Source organism: Shewanella algae, from assembly GCF_009183365.2.
GTDB lineage: Bacteria > Pseudomonadota > Gammaproteobacteria > Enterobacterales > Shewanellaceae > Shewanella > Shewanella algae.
Genome location: NZ_CP068230.1, coordinates 815,547 through 833,668, shown reverse-complemented (window position 1 = coordinate 833,668; position 18,122 = coordinate 815,547). Strand labels below are relative to the sequence as shown.

The window sequence follows — 18,122 nt, the reverse complement described above, 5'->3', positions numbered from 1 at the left end:
GCATACATTAATGATATTTTTACAAAAAACTAAGTCAGTTCACCCCTTTACTTACTCCTCGAATTAATGGTGCATACAAAAACTCCATCAGTCGGCGGGTACCCGTTTTAACCTCTACCATGACTGACATGCCAGGCTTTAACTTAACCCACTTGCCATCAACATTAATTTCGTCTGTCACCAATGATGCTTTAAGGGGAAACAATAGACTAAGCTGTTCGTGCTCTATCGCGTCGGCTGAAATATCAGTTATAACACCATAGGGTTATCGAACGAAGGACGCAATCATACAGCACAACAAAGTTACCGTATTGGCAGTAAAGAGCCTTGGTTACTGGCAACCAACTTACCTATGGAGGTTTTCTCTTCAACCCAGGTGATCAAGCTTTATGCCAGACGGATGCAAGGAGAAGAAATCTTTCGCGACCTCAAACGACATGGACTCAGACGAAACTGCAACCATTGTCCAAACCGTTATGATGTGTTGCTGTTGATAGGCTTTGATGTATCGCTCTGGCTTGATAAGGAGGCGCGACAACATCCGGAATACTCAATCACATTTCCGTAGGCCCTAGGGTGAATTTCTTAAACGGGTTAATACTTCTGGGAGACCCGAGTTATGAGGGGATCCTCCAGCGCCAGATTAACAGGCTAGTTGACCAATAAAATGCCGGCATAGTGAAGTGATAAAGCCTACTAATGTGAGCGTTTGGTTGTAGGAAATTAAAGCAGAACTATGGGGTCAAGGTTGTGGGCCGGATGATATATCCACCTGAAAACAAAAAAACCGACGCAATGACTTACTCAGACCTGACTCGGGGCTGACTCGGGGCTGACTCTGACCTGAAAACAAAAAAACCGACTCAGGGTCGGTTTCTGTTATCTCTTAGAGAGATGGTACCAGAGGTCGGACTCGAACCGACACGCTTTTAAGGGCGGGGGATTTTGAATCCCCTGTGTCTACCAATTTCACCACTCTGGCACATATAGATTGTTTCGCGACGAAGTCTCATCGGCGAGTGAACGGCATTATACCTGTGCTCACTTCAATGGCAAGCGCTTTACGAGCCTGTTTGCCAAAATCCTGATCGGTTGGACAAAATTCAGTCTGACTACAGGGCTCCGCGGGCAATTAGGAAGCCAGTGTACTCCTTGTCACTGCCCTGAATATGGTTGATAAGCCAGGATTTGAGGAAGGCCATCAATTCATCGGCAACATCTTCACCATTGGCCACTCGTTTCTGGAAATCCAGTACCTTAGCCACTAATTGCTGGTGTTTAAGCTTGTGCTGCTCGGTCTGCGGATAACCGAAACGGGCAAACAACTCCTCTTCATAGGCGAAATGATTAGCGGTGTAATCCACCAGGCCCTGTACTATGCGTTTAATCGCTTCCAGGCCATAAGCTTCTTCCAAGGTGCGGTGCAGTTCATTGATCAGGGATACCAGACGTTGGTGCTGACGATTGATCTCTTCCATGCCGAGATCCAACTGCGGCCCCCACTCAACAAAGCGATGGCGTTTCTCCAACTGTTCCATCGCCCGTTTGTCGACATGGAAGCGCCCAAGCAGGGAACTGATCTCCTGCGACATATTGAATACCTTCAGACTGGAGAGGTTGGTACTGTGGGTCTCTTTGGCATTCTCCACCGCCACTTGTGCCATGGAGGAGATATTGCTGCTGATCTCTTCGGCAACTGCCTGCTGTTGTTCCGAAGCCGCCGCTATTTGATGCGACATATCTGTAATGCTTTCAATCTGAGCCACAATTTGCCCCAATGCTTGCTGCGCCTGGTGAGCCATCGCATGGGTGGCACCGGCCTGCTCGACACTGGTGGTCATCACTTTCACGCCTTCATCGGCGCCCTGTTGCAATTGCAATATCTGTTGTTGGATCTCAACTGTAGCCGCAGACGTCCGCTGTGCCAGGCTACGGACTTCATCGGCAACCACAGCAAAACCTCGGCCATGCTCGCCGGCGCGGGCACTCTCGATAGCGGCGTTGAGCGCCAGCAGATTGGTTTGCTCTGCCACTTGGGAAATGGTGTCTATGATGGTACTTATGTTGTTGCTGTCTTCCGCCAGGCGGGCAATAACTTGCTGAGTTTGCCCAACCTGAGCCGACATATCATCTATCTGCCGCACCACCTGCCTGACAGTTTGGTCGCCACTGCGGGCCGCCTGCCTGGCTTCTTCTGCGGCATTGGCGGCACTGGCAGCATTGCGGCTGACCTCCTGCACAGTAGAAACCATCTGGGTCATGGCGGTCGCTGCCAATTCCGCTTGTTTTTCCTGCTCCTCCACTCCGATATGGGCGGCATCGCTGATGGACTTGATATCCATGGCCACACTCTTCATCGCATCTGCGGTATTGACCAAAGACAGAATGGTGCGACCAACGTCCTCTCCCATACGGTTGATACCGTGGACCACAGAATGGAACATGCCGGCATCCTGTTCCGACAACTGATAGCTGAGATCGCCTTCTCCCAGATGACGGGCGGCGTTTTCCAGGCGCTTGAGATTGGACAGCTGTCTGGCACCGAGCCAAGCCAGCACTATCAAGGCGACCAATAGAGAAGCAAAGGCGAGATAACTGGCGCCGTGTAACAGGCTCCACAGGGGGAAAAGCAACAAGAGCAACAGTGGATAAAACTGCCACTGGTTTAATATCAGTTTTAAAAGACCTCGGGATGTTTGCATCGCACGCTCCTTGCCAATGAACAATCGCAGGCCAAGCCACCCTACTCCTTTAGTGTAGTAATTAATATTAGCCTTTGATCCTATTCCCTTTAGGGAACACTTACGTTGCTCCTTAGCCAGCTAATTTAAGCAAAACATGATAAAGCTCATGTTTTAACAAGCTGATTTACCCGATTAACAACTCTGACAACATTTGTTGATCGAGATCAGCTCCGGCCGAAGCAAATTTGGTTAGTTTAGCTTTGACTTTACAAGAAAGAGGACTTCAGTGATGGCATTCTGGTTAGATCTAATGTTCGGAAACCCCATAGGTTTACTGTCGATGATAGTTATCTTCAGTACTATCGGGATCATCTCCTACATTATGTGGATGTTTATTGTAAAGTCAGCAAAGCCTTAGCTTTGATTTCCATGTTCTTTTAAATGCAATGACGTTTTTGAGTATTGCTTGGGCAGCCCTGTGGCTGCCCTCTTTTTTTGCCGTCTTCAAGCGGCATGTTTCCGCACTTGGGCAATACCATTGATAAATTGCGGTCTTGCCTTGATAAGATGCTGCAGCTCTTCCTGGCTGGGCTCTCCGGATGGTAAACGCAATACTTTGCGGTTCAGATGCTTACGGGCAGCCATGGCTATCTTGTACTCGGCTGTGGGGCCTTGAATGGCGTAATGGCGTTCATTTCCCAGGCTCTCGAGTATGTGAGCCTTGAGCAGTGCCTGCACCGGCGTTTCATTTTGCGGCAGAGTCAAAACACTGGCTCCCTGCAGGAAGAACTCCCTTAACAGGGCACGCTCGGCGGGATCCAGTAACCTGACTTTCTCTTCAATCATTTCGTTGATCCGGCGCTCACTCAAACGGCTTATCGCTTCATCCAACAACAGATTGACGGCCAGCGCACCAATATAGGCCAAGGCCAGCAACAGTGTCAGGCCAATATAATGGGCATTGGTGTCTACCCAGGATTCCAAATGCAACAGGGCCAGCAAGGACTTTGGCATAAACAGCAGCAATGTGGTTATCAGCAGCACCCACAGTGTCAGTTGCAATGCAGCGGCCTTGAACTTGCCCTCTTTCAATACCTCAAGTTTCAGTCTCTTCATGGCTCTATCCAGCGTCAGAAAATTGTTCCAACCGCTAATCAAGCAAAACCAGTGCCAGGATTGCTCAGTGAACTTTGCCATCAGCGGCAACAAAAAATGCCGCGAAAGTCAGATGCGAAGCTATGCTTAAAGCTATCCACAGCAAGCACTTAAGATAGTTGAAATTAATGCCCGGTTTTATGCAGCAGCTCATCAGTAGTCCCATCGGCCGCAGGCTGACTCTGGCTATTATCCTGTTCAGCTCACTGATCACTCTGGTGACCACAGGTTTGCAGTTGGTTTCCGATTACAAGGGTGACATTGGCCGAATCAACGATGAGTTTGCCAATATTGAAAAAGCCAACCTGGATGTGCTGGCGGCAAGTATCTGGGTAATAGATGAAAGGCTTATCAAGACCCAACTCAACGGTCTCAACCAACTGCCGGATACCAGCTATGTGGTCATAGAAGATGACAGTGGTAAAGAATGGACCGCCGGCGAGTACAGAGACCAAGGTGTAATAGAGAAGCGCTTTCCGCTGGTGCACAAGACCAGCAGCCAGAATTTCAATGTCGGTGAGCTGAGAGTTCAAGCCGATCTCTCCAAAATCTACGACAGATTGGTGAACAAGGCCTTACTGATACTACTGGCCAATGGTATCAAGACCTTTCTGGTGGCCGGTTTCATTCTCTATCTGGTTTGGGCCACCATTACCCGGCACCTGTTGCAACTGAGTGAGTACTGCTCAGAGCTCGATTTGGAGCAGGATTATCAACCACTGCAGTTTAAGCGCCGGGACAAACAGGATGAATTTACCCAGGTTGCCCTGGCCATCAATTTGATGCAGCAACAGCTGCGCACCTCCTTCACACAATTGAACCGCTCCCGCTACGAACTGCAAGAAGCTCTGAGTGACAGGGAAAGACTGTTGGAACTGGAACGCAGTTATAAAGATGAGCTGGCAAGACAGGTCAAAGAACAAACCAAAGAACTTGAACAGTCGCTGTTGGTGTTGGAACGGGCTCAACAGGTGATGGTCGAACAGCAGAAAATGGCCGCGCTCGGCGGTCTGGTATCCGGCATCGCCCATGAGATAAACACCCCGATAGGTATCTGCCTCACCGCTGCCAGTAGTCAGCTGCAGCATATCAATGAATTGGTTGAGCTGTTGCAAAACGATGGCGCTACGCTGGAAGAGCTCAATGCCATTCTCAACGAGTATCAACAGAGCTGTGAACTGATCATCAGTAATATTACCCGCGCCAGTAACCTGATCCAGAAGTTCAAGGCGATTGCTGCCGAGCAAGGCAATGACGTGCACGAACAGATGCTGCTACCCCAGGTATTGCAGGAATTTGCCGATGCTGTAGCGCTATCTTTCAAGCAATTACAGGTAGATGTGGAGATCCAGGTCGAAGCCGATCTTTGGCTTACCAGCAGCCACAGCCTGCTGAAGCAGATAGTGACCAACATACTTTCCAACGCTTATGCTCACGCCTTTGAGGGTGATACCGGCCATAAGATCAGCATCAGCGCACAACAGCAGGGTCAAGAACTACAGCTGGATATCGAAGACAATGGCAAGGGAATCGCCCCCGAGATTGCCGGCCAGATCTTTGAGCCCTTCTTTACCACCAGCAGACGAACCGGCGCCACCGGGCTTGGATTGGCGGCGGCCTTCAATGCCGTCACACTACTGAAGGGCAATATCACCCTTCTCAATGACTCCAGCCTCGGCGGCGCACACTTTCGGGTTCGCTTCCCGGCTGTGATAGAGTCCCGCCCCGCCGATGACGACAGGGTAGAACTCTTTATTTAGATTACTCGGCGTATCTTTGAGTGGTTAACCTGGCGATATTGATGATCACCTCTACCGCCTTTTCCATTGACTCAAGACAAACATACTCATGTTTGCCATGGAAATTGTGGCCGCCGGCAAAGATGTTGGGACAAGGCAGCCCCTTCCAGGACAGTTGCGCACCGTCAGTGCCGCCGCGGATAGGTTTGATATCCGGTGTGATGCCGGCCATCTCCATCGCCTGACAGGCAATATCTGTCACATGAGGCACTGGCAAGATGCAGTCCTTCATATTGTAATAACTGTCGCTGATGTTAATCTCCAGGCTACCGGCCTGCAGCTCGGCATTACATTTGGCCACTGATTCCTGCAGCCAGGCCTTGCGCTGCTCAAACTGGGCCCTATCAAAGTCCCTTATCAGGTATACCAACCTGGCTTCTTCTGTTTGGCCTTCCATGGATAACAGATGGAAAAAGCCCTGATAACCTTCGCTGGTCTCGGGTGCATCATTGAGTGGCATTCTGGCGTGAAATCTGGCAGCCATGGTCAAGGCATTGACCATCACCCCATAGGCACTGCCTGGATGACAATTATTGCCTTTGGCGGTGATCACCGCTGTGGCGGCATTGAAGTTTTCATATTGAAGTTCGCCAACTGCGCCACCATCGACTGTATAGGCCCAATCGGCGCCGAAACGCTCGAGCTCCAAGCCATCAGTACCTCGGCCTATCTCCTCATCGGGCGTAAAACAGAGGTTGATCTCTCCATGGGGAATTTCAGGGTGTTGCAATAAATAGTGCAGCGCCGTGATGATTTCGGCTATGCCTGCCTTATCATCCGCGCCCAATAGCGTAGTGCCATCGGCAGTGATCAATGTTTTATTGAGGTAGTTCAGCAAAGAAGGAAACTGCTCAGGACTAAGCGCTTCCCCCTGCTCCAGTTCAATGATCTGCCCTTGGTAGTCATCTATCACCCGAGGTTTTACCCCGGCGCCGGAGTAATCTGCCGCCGTATCCATATGAGCCAAAAAGCCGATTGCCGGCACCTTGGCAGTATTCGCCGCTAATTTGGCATAAAGGCAGCATGATTCACTGAGGAAGACATCATCAAATCCCAACTCGAGCAGTTCTTGCTGTAACTGCCTGGCAAAGGCCACCTGACCTTGGGAACTGGGAATAGACTGGGAGTTCGGATCGGCTTGTGTATCCTGTTTGACATACCGCAGGAAACGATTGAGCAGCGCTTGTCGCATAAGCTGAATATCTGTAGCGAAAAAGTGTCTGGATTCTAACAATCCAGACACCTGCTGCATTAGACTCAGATCATGTTTTGTGCTGTTTATTCAGGCTTGGGATTATTGGCTTCCTGCGCCAAGCGCGCCAACACCCGGCTGGCTGCCACAAAGCCAAAGCTGCCGGTCACCATGGTCACGGCACCAAATCCCGAGGAACAATCCATTCTCATGCTGCCTTCGACACCAACCTTGGTGGAACAGACACTGCCATCCGTCTGGGGATACTTGAGGTGTTCACTGGAAAACACGGCATCAACGGCAAACCGCCGCTGTGGATTCTTGCTGAAACCATACTCTTTACGCAGCAAGTTGCGTACCTTGGCCAGCAATGGATCCTGAAAAGTCTTGGCCAGATCCGTTTGCTGGATCTGGGTTGGATCTGTCTGACCGCCGGCACCGCCAATAGTCACCAACTTAATCTTATTGCGTTTGCACCAGGCAATTAAGGCCGCCTTGGGCTTTACCGCATCTATGCAGTCCACCACAAAGTCTATGCCCTTGTCCTGTGCCAGATACTGACTCAGATTATCTGCTGCAATAAAGTCTTCTATTTCATCCACCCGGCATAGAGGATTAATCGCCTTAATCCGCTGCGCCATCACGGCGACCTTGGACTCGCCTATGGTGTCTGCCAAAGCATGGATCTGACGGTTGGTATTGGTCACACACACATCGTCTAGGTCCATCAGGCTGATGTGCCCTATTCCACTGCGGGCCAAAGCCTCTGCAACCCAAGTGCCGACGCCACCTATACCTATCACCATTACATGAGCCTTGGAAAAGGCTGCCAGTGCAGCAACACCATATAAACGGGCAATGCCGCCAAAGCGCTGTTGATAGGCTTCGGACTCCAGTAGTTCTGTGTCTGTATCTTGCATAACTTGGTTCCCAATTATCTTCGGTGGCATTTTAGCCGAATACCCGGCTATCCCCAAGCCGAGTAAGAGAGTGTGTATATCCCGGGTATGTTTTGCTTGGGCTTATGGATATAAACGGCTTAGTAAATACAGAGCTTCTTTTAGGGATAGATAGGGCACCATGGAGTGAACCAGGACAGCTACTTGGCTATATAAGGTAGAGTTTGCCACTGGCCGGATTGGGTGCCTAAATGAGAACCAGAGCACATAAATATCATTTTTATGATGAAAAATTTCACTTTTATTAAAACTTCATCTATCACTAATTTACAATTTGATCTATTAAAAATAACCAGCTGATACAGTCCCTCATACTGCAAAGTTATCTTTTTATAGCGAAAAGATGATTATGCTGATTTTGTGAACAATGGCGGTTGAATAGTTTTTAACCGAAATGGACATTTTGGTCACAGATTAAGGCTTTTCCCACAAGAATGGGGCAAAAAGTTTGATCTAGGCCACAATCTTGAGCAAACAAAACTGTAAGAATCAGCGCAGCTTTGTGACGGACAGGATGTCCGCTACAAATCCAGGAACACTCGTTTGTTAAATAACCATAAATACATGGAATAGAACTCAGGTTCTAGGGAGCACAACACATGAAGAAGACCCTTATCTCTGCGTCAGTAGCAACAGTTCTGGCCGCAGCCTCTTTCGGTGCGCTGGCTGATGGCCCAACTCTGTATGGCCGTCTGGATCTGTCTATCACCAACTCTGACACAGGTGCCACACTGCAAACTGGTACTAGCGGTGTTGAGTACGGTGAAAGCGGTACTTACATCGAAAACAACTTCTCACACCTGGGTGTAAAAGGTTCCGAGAAGATTGCTGATGGCGTAGAAATGCTCTACCAAATGGAATTCCAGGTAGAGAACACTTCAGGTTCTGGCGACACTTTCAAAGCCCGTAACACTTACCTGGGTGTAAAAACCAACTTCGGTACTGTACTGGCTGGTCGTAACGACACAGTATTCAAGCAAGCTGAAGGCGGTGTAGACGTATTCGGTAACACCAACGCGGATATCGACCGTTTGGTTGGTGGCCAAGTTCGTAGCGGTGACGGTGTTTGGTACTACTCACCAAAGATCGCTGACCTGATCACTCTGAACGCCACTTACCTGATGGAAGACAACTACGCGACTTACGACGCGAGCGGTAAAGAAATCGACAAAGACAACATGTACGCTCTGAGCGCCACTATCGGTGACAAGAAGCTGAAAGCTCAGAACTACTATGCTGCCATCGCCTACAACAAGGCTATCGGTGGTATCGATGCATACCGCGCCGTTGGTCAAGTTAAGCTGGGTGACTTCAAACTGGGCGGTCTGTTCCAGAACTCTGAAAGCATCGTTGACGGTTCTGACGACAACAACACTTACTTCATCAACGTGGTTTACAACCTGAACGGCGTTAACCTGAAAGCCGAATACGGCTATGACGAAGCCGGTTTCGGTAAGTACTTCAAAAACGTTCCAGTTGATGGCGTTGGTGTTAAAACAGCCAATGACATCGAAGTACAAAGCTTCATCGTGGGTGCAGACTACCGTGTAGCCAAGTCTACTCTGCTGTTTGCTCACTACGCAAACTACCAAGGCGAGTTCAAAGATGTTGGCGGCCTGAAAGTTGACCTGGAAGACGACAACGTATTCACCGTGGGTGTACGTTACGACTTCTAATCTCTGTTGAGATAGTGGTTATAGACACTAAAGGCGACCTCTGGGTCGCCTTTTTGTTTGCCAAAATTTCTACTAACCGATTGTTCCGCCTTGGATTATTATAATTTCCTGGGTAACTTATTTACGTTTCAGCAGATAGGCACTCTCATTGAGCCAAGGCACCTCTTTGGCAATGAACCTGGGGTTGTCGGCCAATACATCGGCTTGCTCCAGCAAAGTGACCTCAAACCACTGGCTCATACGCTCCGTTATCCACTCCTGAGTCACGCTGAATGGCGGCCCCTTGAGCATATCCTGCGGATATTCCAGAGTAACCAACAAACCGCAACAACCCCTTGGCAGCAAGGCGGCCAGCTTGGCGGCATATTGCAAACGCATCTCCTCAGGCCAGGCGATTAGCGCCGCCCTGTCGTAGAAGGCGCCAACCGACGCCAATTGCTCAGCCTTGATCGCAAACAAGTCACCCTGCAACAAGGTCATCTGTTCGCTGGAAAACGCCTGCAATTCGCCAAAGGCATTCTGTTGATACTCAAGGCCGTTCTCTTCAAAAAACTGCCTGACAGCCAATTCGCTCAGTTCGCAACCAAGCAGATCATGGCCCTTCTCGGCCAGATAACACATGTCCAAAGACTTGCCGCAAAGCGGGACAAAGACCTGCTCATTCCCCCTGAGTGCGAGTGTGGACCAGTACTTCACCAAAAAAGGGTTAATATCCTGCTGGTGAAAACCTATCTGCTGCTTGTGCCAGCGTTCATGCCAGAATCCGGGTTCCATCTATCCATCCTGTGTATCAGAAAACCTTGATACTCTATCGACTTGGACGCCGATTGCAAAGAGCCCAACAGCAACAGACAAAAAAGCCCGCCGCGGAGCGTGCAATGACTCCGGGGCGGGCAGCATCAGTTTTCAAGCTATTCAGGGCAGTCTGGCCAGGGTCTCCTGCACCTTGCGCAACCAATTACAGTTATCACACTGGCACTTGCGTCGTGACAAATGGTGCGGGCTCAGGCTGGAGTCGACAAAGTCGACGGCAATCAATAACTGCTGCTTCAACTCTTCGAGTGATTTCTGTTCCAGATCCACCAGTTCATCATTCTGGTTCATCCAGATACACTCCAATCCCTGATGACAAAAGTTACAGCGGTCGTCCACCGGATTGTAGAAACCCGCATGGGGACAATGACGCAATTCCATCGACTGTATCACCCTGGGACGAGCATACTCGAACAGTTCGATCAGCTCCTGCTTATCTGGCACTGACATAAGGCCTCCAAATCTCTTCTGCCACTGCGGCTTGTTGCAAACAGGTTACTCTGGGGAGGGCGCAATGAAATTGATATAGGTCAAAGTGCCGCCCAAAAGGATACGCTAGGAAGCCTGGTTCTGAGCTGGATCCCAGAGTCACAACTTGCCGCTGTTATCCCTTGCTGTTTTAATGAGCTTCTGCTTGTTGTTATTTTGTATCCTTGCCTGTGCCAATGGAGAAATCGCTTGCAAACACCTGAACTGCAGCACTTTTATATTTCTGAAGAGCAGTCCGTCTATCTGCTTAAGGCCGATGATGCCCGCAAACACAGGGCCTGGATCCGCCTCTGCCGCCAGCAACTGATCAAGTTGGGCTATGATGACCCGCAACTGATAGGCAAAGGCGCCTATGGTTTTGTGTTCGCCGGACGAAACAGCCATGGTCAGGAACATGTATTCAAGTTCTCTCGCATCACCCTGCCTCAGCAGGTACAGGACAGATTGGAAGAAGAGGCTTTCATGCTGTCTCAGGTCAATCATCCCAATGTGCCGCCACTGATAAAGTTCGACAGAGTCGGGCGCCAGGGGATCCTGGTGATGGCCAGAGCTCAGGGCCAGGATCTGGATCAGCGCTGCCGCCGCCAAGGCGCCTTGCCGGTGGCAGAAATCATGAGCATTGCCAGGCAGTTGGCGGATCTATTGCAATATCTTCGCAGCGGCAGACCCTTGGTACACGGGGATATCAAACCTTCCAACCTGGTTTATGACCCAGAGGAAGACAAGTTGTCTTTGATTGACTGGGGCTCGGCGGTATTTGCCCAGCGCGATGCCGACAACCGCCCGGTTGGCGGCAATGTGATGGAGTTAATGTCGAGCGATCAGCAGCATACCAACGCCCGCATGGGCGATGTTTACTTTATCGGCGATGAGCAACTCTCGGGGGCGCTTTCCAGCCCCAGGTTTGATGAACAGGGGGTTGCCGCCACCCTCTATGCGCTGGCGTCCGGTCAGGCCAGCCGCTTCGGTTCCCAGGTTATCCCGCCTACCAGCATAGGTCTACCGATGGAACTGGCCAGGATCCTCGAGGGGATGTTGGGCTCAGATCCTCTCACCCGCCTCAAGGCCGGCGACTACTTCCTGCGCAGTATGAGATACAGCCAGCATCTTTTACTGCCACCGCTGCCACAGGAGCTGAATGCCGAGATCCCCGTCTGGGTACAGAAGCGAGCCCGGGATGTGGAAACAGTCAGCTACAGTTCGCGTAAGTCGTTTCTGCGCAGCCATCATCCGGACGCCGATGCCGAGGCTATTCGCGCCGAAGATATTCAACTGGAGAAGTACTACCGCAACTTCCTCGCCGGTATGGGAGACACAGAGAAGGGCTTTATCGCTGCCGTAGGCCGCCTGGGTCAGTATCCTATAGTGGGCGGTTTGGCGATTCATTGGCAGGAGACAGGCGTCTATATCGACTCCAACCTGGCGCTTTATGATGAAGAGCTCAGGCCGGCATTGATTCAGGCGGTCAACAACATGGTGACCCTGGCCCGGGGCATTCATCGCATAGGTATCTTCAAGGCCTGTTTCTTCAACGCCAAAGATACCCTGCACCTGGAACGCAGCGCCCCTTCAGAGCCGTTCAAGGCCAAGGCGGATCAGCTGCTGCCCTTTGAGGTGGGCGATGTGCCGACACTCGAAGATCAATCCAGGCTGCACTCTTACTTTGAAGATGGCCGGGATCCGGATGAAAACCTGGAGCTGCCTGCGGAAATCATGACAGAGCTGGGCTGGCTCAACCAGATACACCACACAGGCTGTATCATCTTCGAAGCCCTGCCAACCCATATGAAGATCCACAGTTATCTGAGACTGCTCAACCCGAGAAAACAGGCGCAGTTTCGCGCCTGTCTGGACAGGATCCTCCGTCATGTCGACAAGATCCAGGGCCAGGGGGTTTCGGGGTTTATGAAGCTGCCCTATAAAAATACCCGCAGGTTCGAACACCTGCAGCGCAAGCCGGAACGCTTCTATCCGAGAAACCCCAAGAGCGGAGGTTAGCCGCCGTAACTGCTGGTCACACTCAAGCGGCGATCATTCTCAAGATACTCACGGGCCACGGCTTCCAGGGCTTCTCCATCCAGTTGCCCCAGTATCTGCCTGCGCTGCTGCCATCCCTGCCAGCGGCCCGGCCGACTTTGGGCCGTTGCCGCCAGATCCAACCAGAAACCGTTACTTCCCGGGGCACTTTCAAACCACTGCAACAAGGGCTGGCGCGCCCGCTCCAGCAGATCGGCATCTATGCCACCCTTGGCCTTGACTCTGGCCACGACCGCGGCAAAGCCCTGTTCGGCAGCCTTCAGCTTGGCGGCATCTGTGACAGTAAAGAGCCCCAGATAACCGTAACCTGTTGGATGCCAATCGAAATGATTAAAGGTATAAGGCGAATATCCGGCGCCGGCTTTTTCCCTGACCTCTTCATTCAACAGAATGCCCATCACCTGCTCAAGTAACATCAGTTCGCTGTGGCGTCGAACATTCTGCATGTCGGTGGTCGGCCACAGCCAGGCCAGTGCCGCCGAGTTCTCTGCGCCCCGGTGCAAGATTTGGCTCTGTGCCGGCACCTTGGGGAATACCGGCCGTTCGAAGGCCGGAGCCTTGGCCGGATGCCGCTTGATGGCGGCGAATGTCTCAGCGACCGCTTTTATCCCCTGAGCCTCATCGAAATCACCTACCAGCGCGATTTCCAGCATTCCCTTATCCAGCGCCGACGCCAACACCTTGGCAATTTCAGCAAAGTCCCGCTGTAATACCTGTTCTTCCCGGCCGTAACCATATCGGGGATCGCCGGGGAACAAGAGTCCGCTCAGACCATCCCAGAAGGCCTCTTCCGGATTGGCATTACGGCTCTGGCTCTCTGCCTTGACTTGTTGCCGGAAGAGGTTGATGGCTTCCTGTCGCCAACCCGGGGCGGTTAGAAAGGCGGCCTGTAGCCCAAGTTGGGTTCTGAGTTCATCGGCATTGGTATTGGTCACGCCGCCAAAGCCTTCAGTACTGACGCCAATATTTGCCGAGATGTTCTGCCCGGCAAAGATATCCGCCAGCTGTTGCCAGGAGTGCTGCTCCAGCCCGCCGTAAATAAAGGCATTATTGAACAGAGTGCCCAAACCTTCTTGGCGCGGAAATGGTAAATCACCGAATCCCAATGACAAGCTGACGGCCACATTGCCCTGCTCAAGCTCGGTAGGTTTGAGATTGAGTAGAGTCCCATTGGCAAAACGTAACTGGCGTATTCCGGTATCGGGATCCCGTTTATCGGCCACTATCTTCCCGGGTTCACCAAAGCTTTGATAGGCAAACTCGCTGGCTTGTTTGGCCTTATAGGGGGTAACAGATTGCAGCAAGCTGTTCTCATATGCCGTCAGCAGTTGTTGTTCCGCCGCGGCCGGCGCCTTGGCACCGGAGAGATAGATCCAGGGTTGCCCCTGCCAAAGCTCAGTCAGTGTCTGTTGGATAAGCGCCGGGGTAATTTGCGGCGCCAAAGCCTCAAAAATGGCCAGCTCATCTGCTGGTTCTATCGGTATCAAGTCCTCGGCATCCATTGATACCAAAGCCTCGGCCATATTCAGGCTGTGAATGGTGTTACTGCCGGCCAGATTGAGCAGATACTGCTTATGTTGGCGTTTCAGCGCCTGCTGCAACTCTTCATTGCTGAAACCGTATTGCAAGGCCTGGCGTATGGTCTGCTCCAGCAGTACCACGCCATCCTGCCAGTTGTCTTCCAGGGTCGCCAGAGCCAATTGCACCCTTCCCGCAGTGCCAAACTCTTCCCCTATCTCAACGGAGGCATCGGTGAAACCTTCTTCGGCAAACAGGTGCGGTTGCAACCTCTGATAGAGCATGTTACTCAGCAGCGACTCAAGCATCAACTGACGACGCCGTTCAATACCATCAGGCTTTGGCTTTATGGGCGTCAGCACTCCAAGAGAGACTTGAGTCGGCAAACTGGGGTCGAAGAAAGCGTCCGCCTGAGGCTGCTTTCTGACTACAGGCGGAGAAAGCTTCACCTGAGCTGCGGCAACCGCCTGAGGGTGCGGCTTCCAATCGGCAAACAACTGCTTGATTTGAGCCTCGGTACGGGCGATGTCCAGGTCGCCGACCAAGATCAGCGTTGTCCGCTCCGGGGTATAGAAACGTTGGTACAAAGAGCGCAGCTTGGCGACATCTGCCGCCTTGATGCTGGCGACTTCACCGATAGGGAAACGTCTGGGCAGCAGGCTGGAGGGGTACCAGAAATGCAACTGGTTGCGATAGTTTTCCAGCCCGGCCGATGTGCGCTCCTTGAGCTCGGCCAGCACTACGGCTTTTTCCTGGGCAAGCGCCTTGGGATCCAGAGTGAGTCTGTCGGCAATCTCCCGCATCAACATCAACCCGGTATCCAGCTTCTGCTCATCCCCTTGGGTGATGTTGAACTTATAGACTGTTTGCGTAAATTCAGTCACGGCATTGGTATCGGCGCCAAAGCTCAAGCCGAGACGCTGCAACCTTGGGATCATATCCCCTTCAGGCACAGCGGCCGAGCCTTTGAACGCCATATGTTCCAGCAGGTGCATCAGCCCCTGCTCATTTTCCGCCTCAAGCAGCGAGCCGGAGGCGATCCGCATCCGCATTATGACGGTATTGGCCGGCGTCTTGTTGTCCACCAATTGATATTTAAGACCGTTGTCCAGTTGGCCCTGATGAATGCGAGGGCTGACGCTGAGCCCATCGGCCTTGGCAACGAAGCAGAGAAGCAGCAATAAGCTGCCGAGCCAGGCTCTGAGAAACAGGATTTTTGGCAAAAGAATTCCCCCAAAAAACAGAGGTTCGGTGCAAAACGGGCCCGAACCTCTGGAATATGAAAGATGCCAATATAAGATATGGCATTAATTATGTCACATAATCAATACCTTACGACGTACTAAATCGGCGATCCCGGTGGTATTTCCGCAGGTTTGCTGATCACTCTGACTCCGGCTTGTTTCAGTGCCTGTTCAAGCACAGCTTGCAGTTGTCCATAGTGGGCAGCCTTGTAACCTGAACTTCTTTTTTCCTTTCTGGGCAACTGCTTAAGCAGATAATCCAGCTTCATTCTCACCATGGCTTTGACTTCCGGGGCGCTGGCGTCACTCTCCAGACTCTGCAACATGCCGTCCAAAACCACCGCATTTACCCGCATCGCAATACTGGTCTGATCTCCCGAAGGCAGGGATTTCAACAGTGTCTTACCCAGCAATCTGTCCAGCAAATCCTCTACCGAAAGCTGCTCTGTGTCTCTGGCAAAGGCCTGATCCACACGGTTGAGCCGCTCAGGGTTCAACAGCGCCGACACTGTGTGGCGACTGAGCACTTCTGCCATGGACAGCTGATCCACGGCAACCCCCAGAGATGAGCCGAAACTCTCGCGGCTGCGGTAATAGTTGCCGGCCTTGGGCACCAGTTGCTCCAGGAGTTCGGTTGGCAGATAAAGCTCTCTGGGATCCAGAGTCGCCAACAGGGTATCGAGCGCCCGCTTCTGCAATTCCGGCGCAATAAAATGCCAATTACCGCTATCGGCATCGGCCAGATAATTATAGTCAATGCCGCCGACAAACTTGGCCGCGGCGCTGATCTGGTAACGATTCAGCAGATAGATGGGCACCAGAGCATCGCTGAGTTCACCCAAGGGTTGCCCCGGCAACAGCGCCTTGGCGGAGAAGGTCTCCAACGCCTGGCGCCTGACCAGCTGCATTCTGGCCAGCTCCTTGACAGGATCCTCGCCTCTGTCCCAGAGACTGGCATAGGCATGGGCAGCTGAAGCAGCTCTCGAGTCGCCCTCGCCTATGTATCTCAGCCCCTGCTGCTGCACCTCTTTGAGCAGCGACTTGAGCGCGGCCTGGGTTTGGGCTTCATCACCAAAGTCACCATAACCGTACTTGATGGCGAACTTATCCCAGGCCCCCAGCCCTTCGGCGTAAGGCTGGCTGATATCCACCCGCTTGCCATCAAGGCGCACATAGGGATGGGGATAATCCATCACAGAAGCGTTGTTATTGGTGGAAGCGGCAAAGTTATGGTCCAGCCCCAGGGTGTGACCGATTTCATGAGCCGATAACTGGCGAATACGCGCCAGAGACAAGGCCATGGCGGCTTCATCGGCCGCTTGCCTGTCTTCCCAACCTGCGGTAAGGCCACGGGCAATCAGGTGATCCTGACGCACCCGCAGACTCCCCAGAGTGACCTGGCCCTTGATGATTTCACCACTGCGGGGATCTGTCACCGCCGCACCGTAGGACCAGCCACGGCTGGCCCTGTGCACCCACTGGATCACGTTGTAGCGCACATCCTGAGGGTCGGCGCCTTCCGGCAATAGCTCCAACTTAAAACCGTTGATAAACCCCGCCTCATTGAAGGCCTGCTCCCACCAGCGGCCGCCTTCAAGCAAGGCACCACGGATAGGCTCGGGTACACCGGGATCCAGATAATAGGTAATGGGCTCAACCACTTCGCTTGGCTCAGGGCCGGGATTAACCTTCTGCAACCGGTGGCGCAGCAAGAAGCGCTGGTTGATATCCTGATCTATGGCGGTGGCATAGTCCTTGTATTCATCGGACAGATAACCACTCATGGGATGATAACGACGCGCCTGATAACCCGGCTCGGGCAAGGCGATAAAGGAATAGCGCAGTCTCAGAGACAGGGCCTGGCCATCCGGGGTCACCTCGGCGACTCTGGCGCCGGCCTTATCACTGGCAAAGGTCAGCTGCACATCCACATCCGAGTTACGCTCGAACGACTTGACCGAGGCTGGCAACACCACAGAGCGGCTGGTGTCCAGACGATAATGCCCTTGGCCCCTGGCCACCAACTGTTGGCTGATGCCGTGCAGGTCCTGCAACATCAAGTCATTGACCGGCACCAGCAGACGTTTTCCTGGCAGGAGTTTACCGCGCCAGAGCACAGATTCGGCAAAGGCTTCATGCACGGCTCTTTGCTCGGCTTGGTCGTCGGTATCGGCACGAAAACGGGTATTGAGCTGTTTGAGCAGAATATAGGGCCCCTGACGCTCAAACTGCACCATGCGGGTATATCCCAGTTGCCCACGGTCAAGCCCAATATCATTGGAACCGGCGCCGTGGGGCAAGCTGGATAGCAGTAGCATAGGCTGGTTGAGTTTGCTCGGTTCCAGATACAGCTGCCCGGCTTTGGCATCATAAAAGAGATTGATAAAACCTTCGGCCTGAGTGCTTTCGCTGATGACGTCGGCGGCCTCCCTCTCCTGTGCCGCCTGCGCCAATCCGGGTACCGCGATCAGCGCCAGCAACAAGGTCCAACTTTGAGGTTTCATCCCATCTCCTGATTGTTATCTGTAAGTTGCCATTCAAGTTAAGGGATCGGCC

At 52.2% G+C, this 18,122-nt stretch carries 12 protein-coding genes, 1 tRNA gene and 1 pseudogene; 5 read left to right on the top strand and 9 right to left on the bottom strand.

All coding sequences use genetic code 11. The annotated features are described in order from the left end of the window. Positions 1 to 268 precede the first annotated feature (268 nt). Positions 269 to 541 (top strand): annotated as a pseudogene (locus E1N14_RS03820) (transposase); the annotation flags it as partial. Positions 542 to 895: 354 nt separating this feature from the next. Here E1N14_RS03820 and E1N14_RS03815 read toward each other — a convergent pair. Both E1N14_RS03815 and E1N14_RS03810 read right to left on the bottom strand, forming a co-directional pair. Beyond that, positions 896 to 982, bottom strand: a tRNA-Leu gene (locus E1N14_RS03815). Between the two features lie 130 nt (positions 983 to 1,112). Next, on the bottom strand, positions 1,113 to 2,702 hold the full coding sequence (locus E1N14_RS03810) for a bacteriohemerythrin (RefSeq protein ID WP_025010328.1): 1,590 nt from the start codon (positions 2,700 to 2,702) through the stop codon (positions 1,113 to 1,115). Positions 2,703 to 2,973: 271 nt separating this feature from the next. Between E1N14_RS03810 and E1N14_RS03805 the strand changes: the two genes are divergently transcribed. Continuing rightward, positions 2,974 to 3,102: a DUF3149 domain-containing protein gene (locus tag E1N14_RS03805; RefSeq protein WP_071237139.1), complete on the top strand. Its 129-nt coding sequence runs from the start codon at positions 2,974 to 2,976 to the stop codon at positions 3,100 to 3,102. 86 nt (positions 3,103 to 3,188) lie between these two features. On the opposite strand, the gene E1N14_RS03800 is transcribed toward E1N14_RS03805, so the two are convergent. Further along, a complete protein-coding gene (locus E1N14_RS03800) occupies positions 3,189 to 3,800 on the bottom strand; it encodes a superinfection exclusion B family protein (protein WP_044735654.1) in 612 nt (203 codons plus the stop codon). 167 nt (positions 3,801 to 3,967) lie between these two features. Here E1N14_RS03800 and E1N14_RS03795 point away from each other — a divergent pair, with 167 nt between their 5' ends. After that, complete coding sequence (locus E1N14_RS03795; RefSeq protein ID WP_062793531.1) at positions 3,968 to 5,599, top strand: sensor histidine kinase; 1,632 nt, start codon at positions 3,968 to 3,970, stop codon at positions 5,597 to 5,599. Between the two features lies 1 nt (position 5,600). On the opposite strand, the gene pepT is transcribed toward E1N14_RS03795, so the two are convergent. After that, a complete protein-coding gene (gene pepT / locus E1N14_RS03790) occupies positions 5,601 to 6,830 on the bottom strand; it encodes a peptidase T (protein WP_062793534.1) in 1,230 nt (409 codons plus the stop codon). Between the two features lie 86 nt (positions 6,831 to 6,916). Next, complete coding sequence (gene tcdA / locus E1N14_RS03785; RefSeq protein ID WP_037436925.1) at positions 6,917 to 7,750, bottom strand: tRNA cyclic N6-threonylcarbamoyladenosine(37) synthase TcdA; 834 nt, start codon at positions 7,748 to 7,750, stop codon at positions 6,917 to 6,919. 638 nt (positions 7,751 to 8,388) lie between these two features. On the opposite strand from tcdA, the gene E1N14_RS03780 reads away from it, so the two are divergent. After that, positions 8,389 to 9,465, top strand: coding sequence for a porin (locus E1N14_RS03780; RefSeq protein ID WP_045283135.1), 1,077 nt, complete (start codon positions 8,389 to 8,391; stop codon positions 9,463 to 9,465). A 117-nt stretch (positions 9,466 to 9,582) separates the two neighbouring features. Here E1N14_RS03780 and E1N14_RS03775 read toward each other — a convergent pair whose 3' ends face one another. Continuing rightward, complete coding sequence (locus E1N14_RS03775; RefSeq protein ID WP_025010326.1) at positions 9,583 to 10,239, bottom strand: thiopurine S-methyltransferase; 657 nt, start codon at positions 10,237 to 10,239, stop codon at positions 9,583 to 9,585. Positions 10,240 to 10,380: 141 nt separating this feature from the next. Beyond that, on the bottom strand, positions 10,381 to 10,728 hold the full coding sequence (locus E1N14_RS03770) for a hypothetical protein (RefSeq protein ID WP_025010325.1): 348 nt from the start codon (positions 10,726 to 10,728) through the stop codon (positions 10,381 to 10,383). 228 nt (positions 10,729 to 10,956) lie between these two features. Between E1N14_RS03770 and E1N14_RS03765 the strand changes: the two genes are divergently transcribed. Next, the gene (locus tag E1N14_RS03765) at positions 10,957 to 12,765 is read left to right on the top strand and encodes a protein kinase domain-containing protein (protein ID WP_062793532.1); all 1,809 of its coding nucleotides are present in this window, start codon (positions 10,957 to 10,959) and stop codon (positions 12,763 to 12,765) included. Here E1N14_RS03765 and E1N14_RS03760 read toward each other — a convergent pair. Both E1N14_RS03760 and E1N14_RS03755 read right to left on the bottom strand, forming a co-directional pair. Continuing rightward, complete coding sequence (locus E1N14_RS03760; RefSeq protein WP_247600929.1) at positions 12,762 to 15,545, bottom strand: M16 family metallopeptidase; 2,784 nt, start codon at positions 15,543 to 15,545, stop codon at positions 12,762 to 12,764. The genes E1N14_RS03765 and E1N14_RS03760 overlap by 4 nt on opposite strands. 119 nt (positions 15,546 to 15,664) lie before the next feature. Beyond that, positions 15,665 to 18,070, bottom strand: coding sequence for a zinc-dependent metalloprotease (locus E1N14_RS03755; protein ID WP_025010324.1), 2,406 nt, complete (start codon positions 18,068 to 18,070; stop codon positions 15,665 to 15,667). Between the last annotated feature and the right edge of the window lie 52 nt (positions 18,071 to 18,122).

Excerpts from the sequence above, each read along its gene's own strand:
- E1N14_RS03810 (WP_025010328.1), bottom strand. The coding sequence starts at position 2,702 with ATGCAAACATCCCGAGGTCTTTTAAAACTGATATTAAACCAGTGGCAG.
- E1N14_RS03805 (WP_071237139.1), top strand. The coding sequence starts at position 2,974 with ATGGCATTCTGGTTAGATCTAATGTTCGGAAACCCCATAGGTTTACTG.
- E1N14_RS03800 (WP_044735654.1), bottom strand. The coding sequence starts at position 3,800 with ATGAAGAGACTGAAACTTGAGGTATTGAAAGAGGGCAAGTTCAAGGCC.
- E1N14_RS03795 (WP_062793531.1), top strand. The coding sequence starts at position 3,968 with ATGCCCGGTTTTATGCAGCAGCTCATCAGTAGTCCCATCGGCCGCAGG.
- pepT (WP_062793534.1), bottom strand. The coding sequence starts at position 6,830 with ATGCGACAAGCGCTGCTCAATCGTTTCCTGCGGTATGTCAAACAGGAT.
- tcdA (WP_037436925.1), bottom strand. The coding sequence starts at position 7,750 with ATGCAAGATACAGACACAGAACTACTGGAGTCCGAAGCCTATCAACAG.
- E1N14_RS03780 (WP_045283135.1), top strand. The coding sequence starts at position 8,389 with ATGAAGAAGACCCTTATCTCTGCGTCAGTAGCAACAGTTCTGGCCGCA.
- E1N14_RS03775 (WP_025010326.1), bottom strand. The coding sequence starts at position 10,239 with ATGGAACCCGGATTCTGGCATGAACGCTGGCACAAGCAGCAGATAGGT.
- E1N14_RS03770 (WP_025010325.1), bottom strand. The coding sequence starts at position 10,728 with ATGTCAGTGCCAGATAAGCAGGAGCTGATCGAACTGTTCGAGTATGCT.
- E1N14_RS03755 (WP_025010324.1), bottom strand. The coding sequence starts at position 18,070 with ATGAAACCTCAAAGTTGGACCTTGTTGCTGGCGCTGATCGCGGTACCC.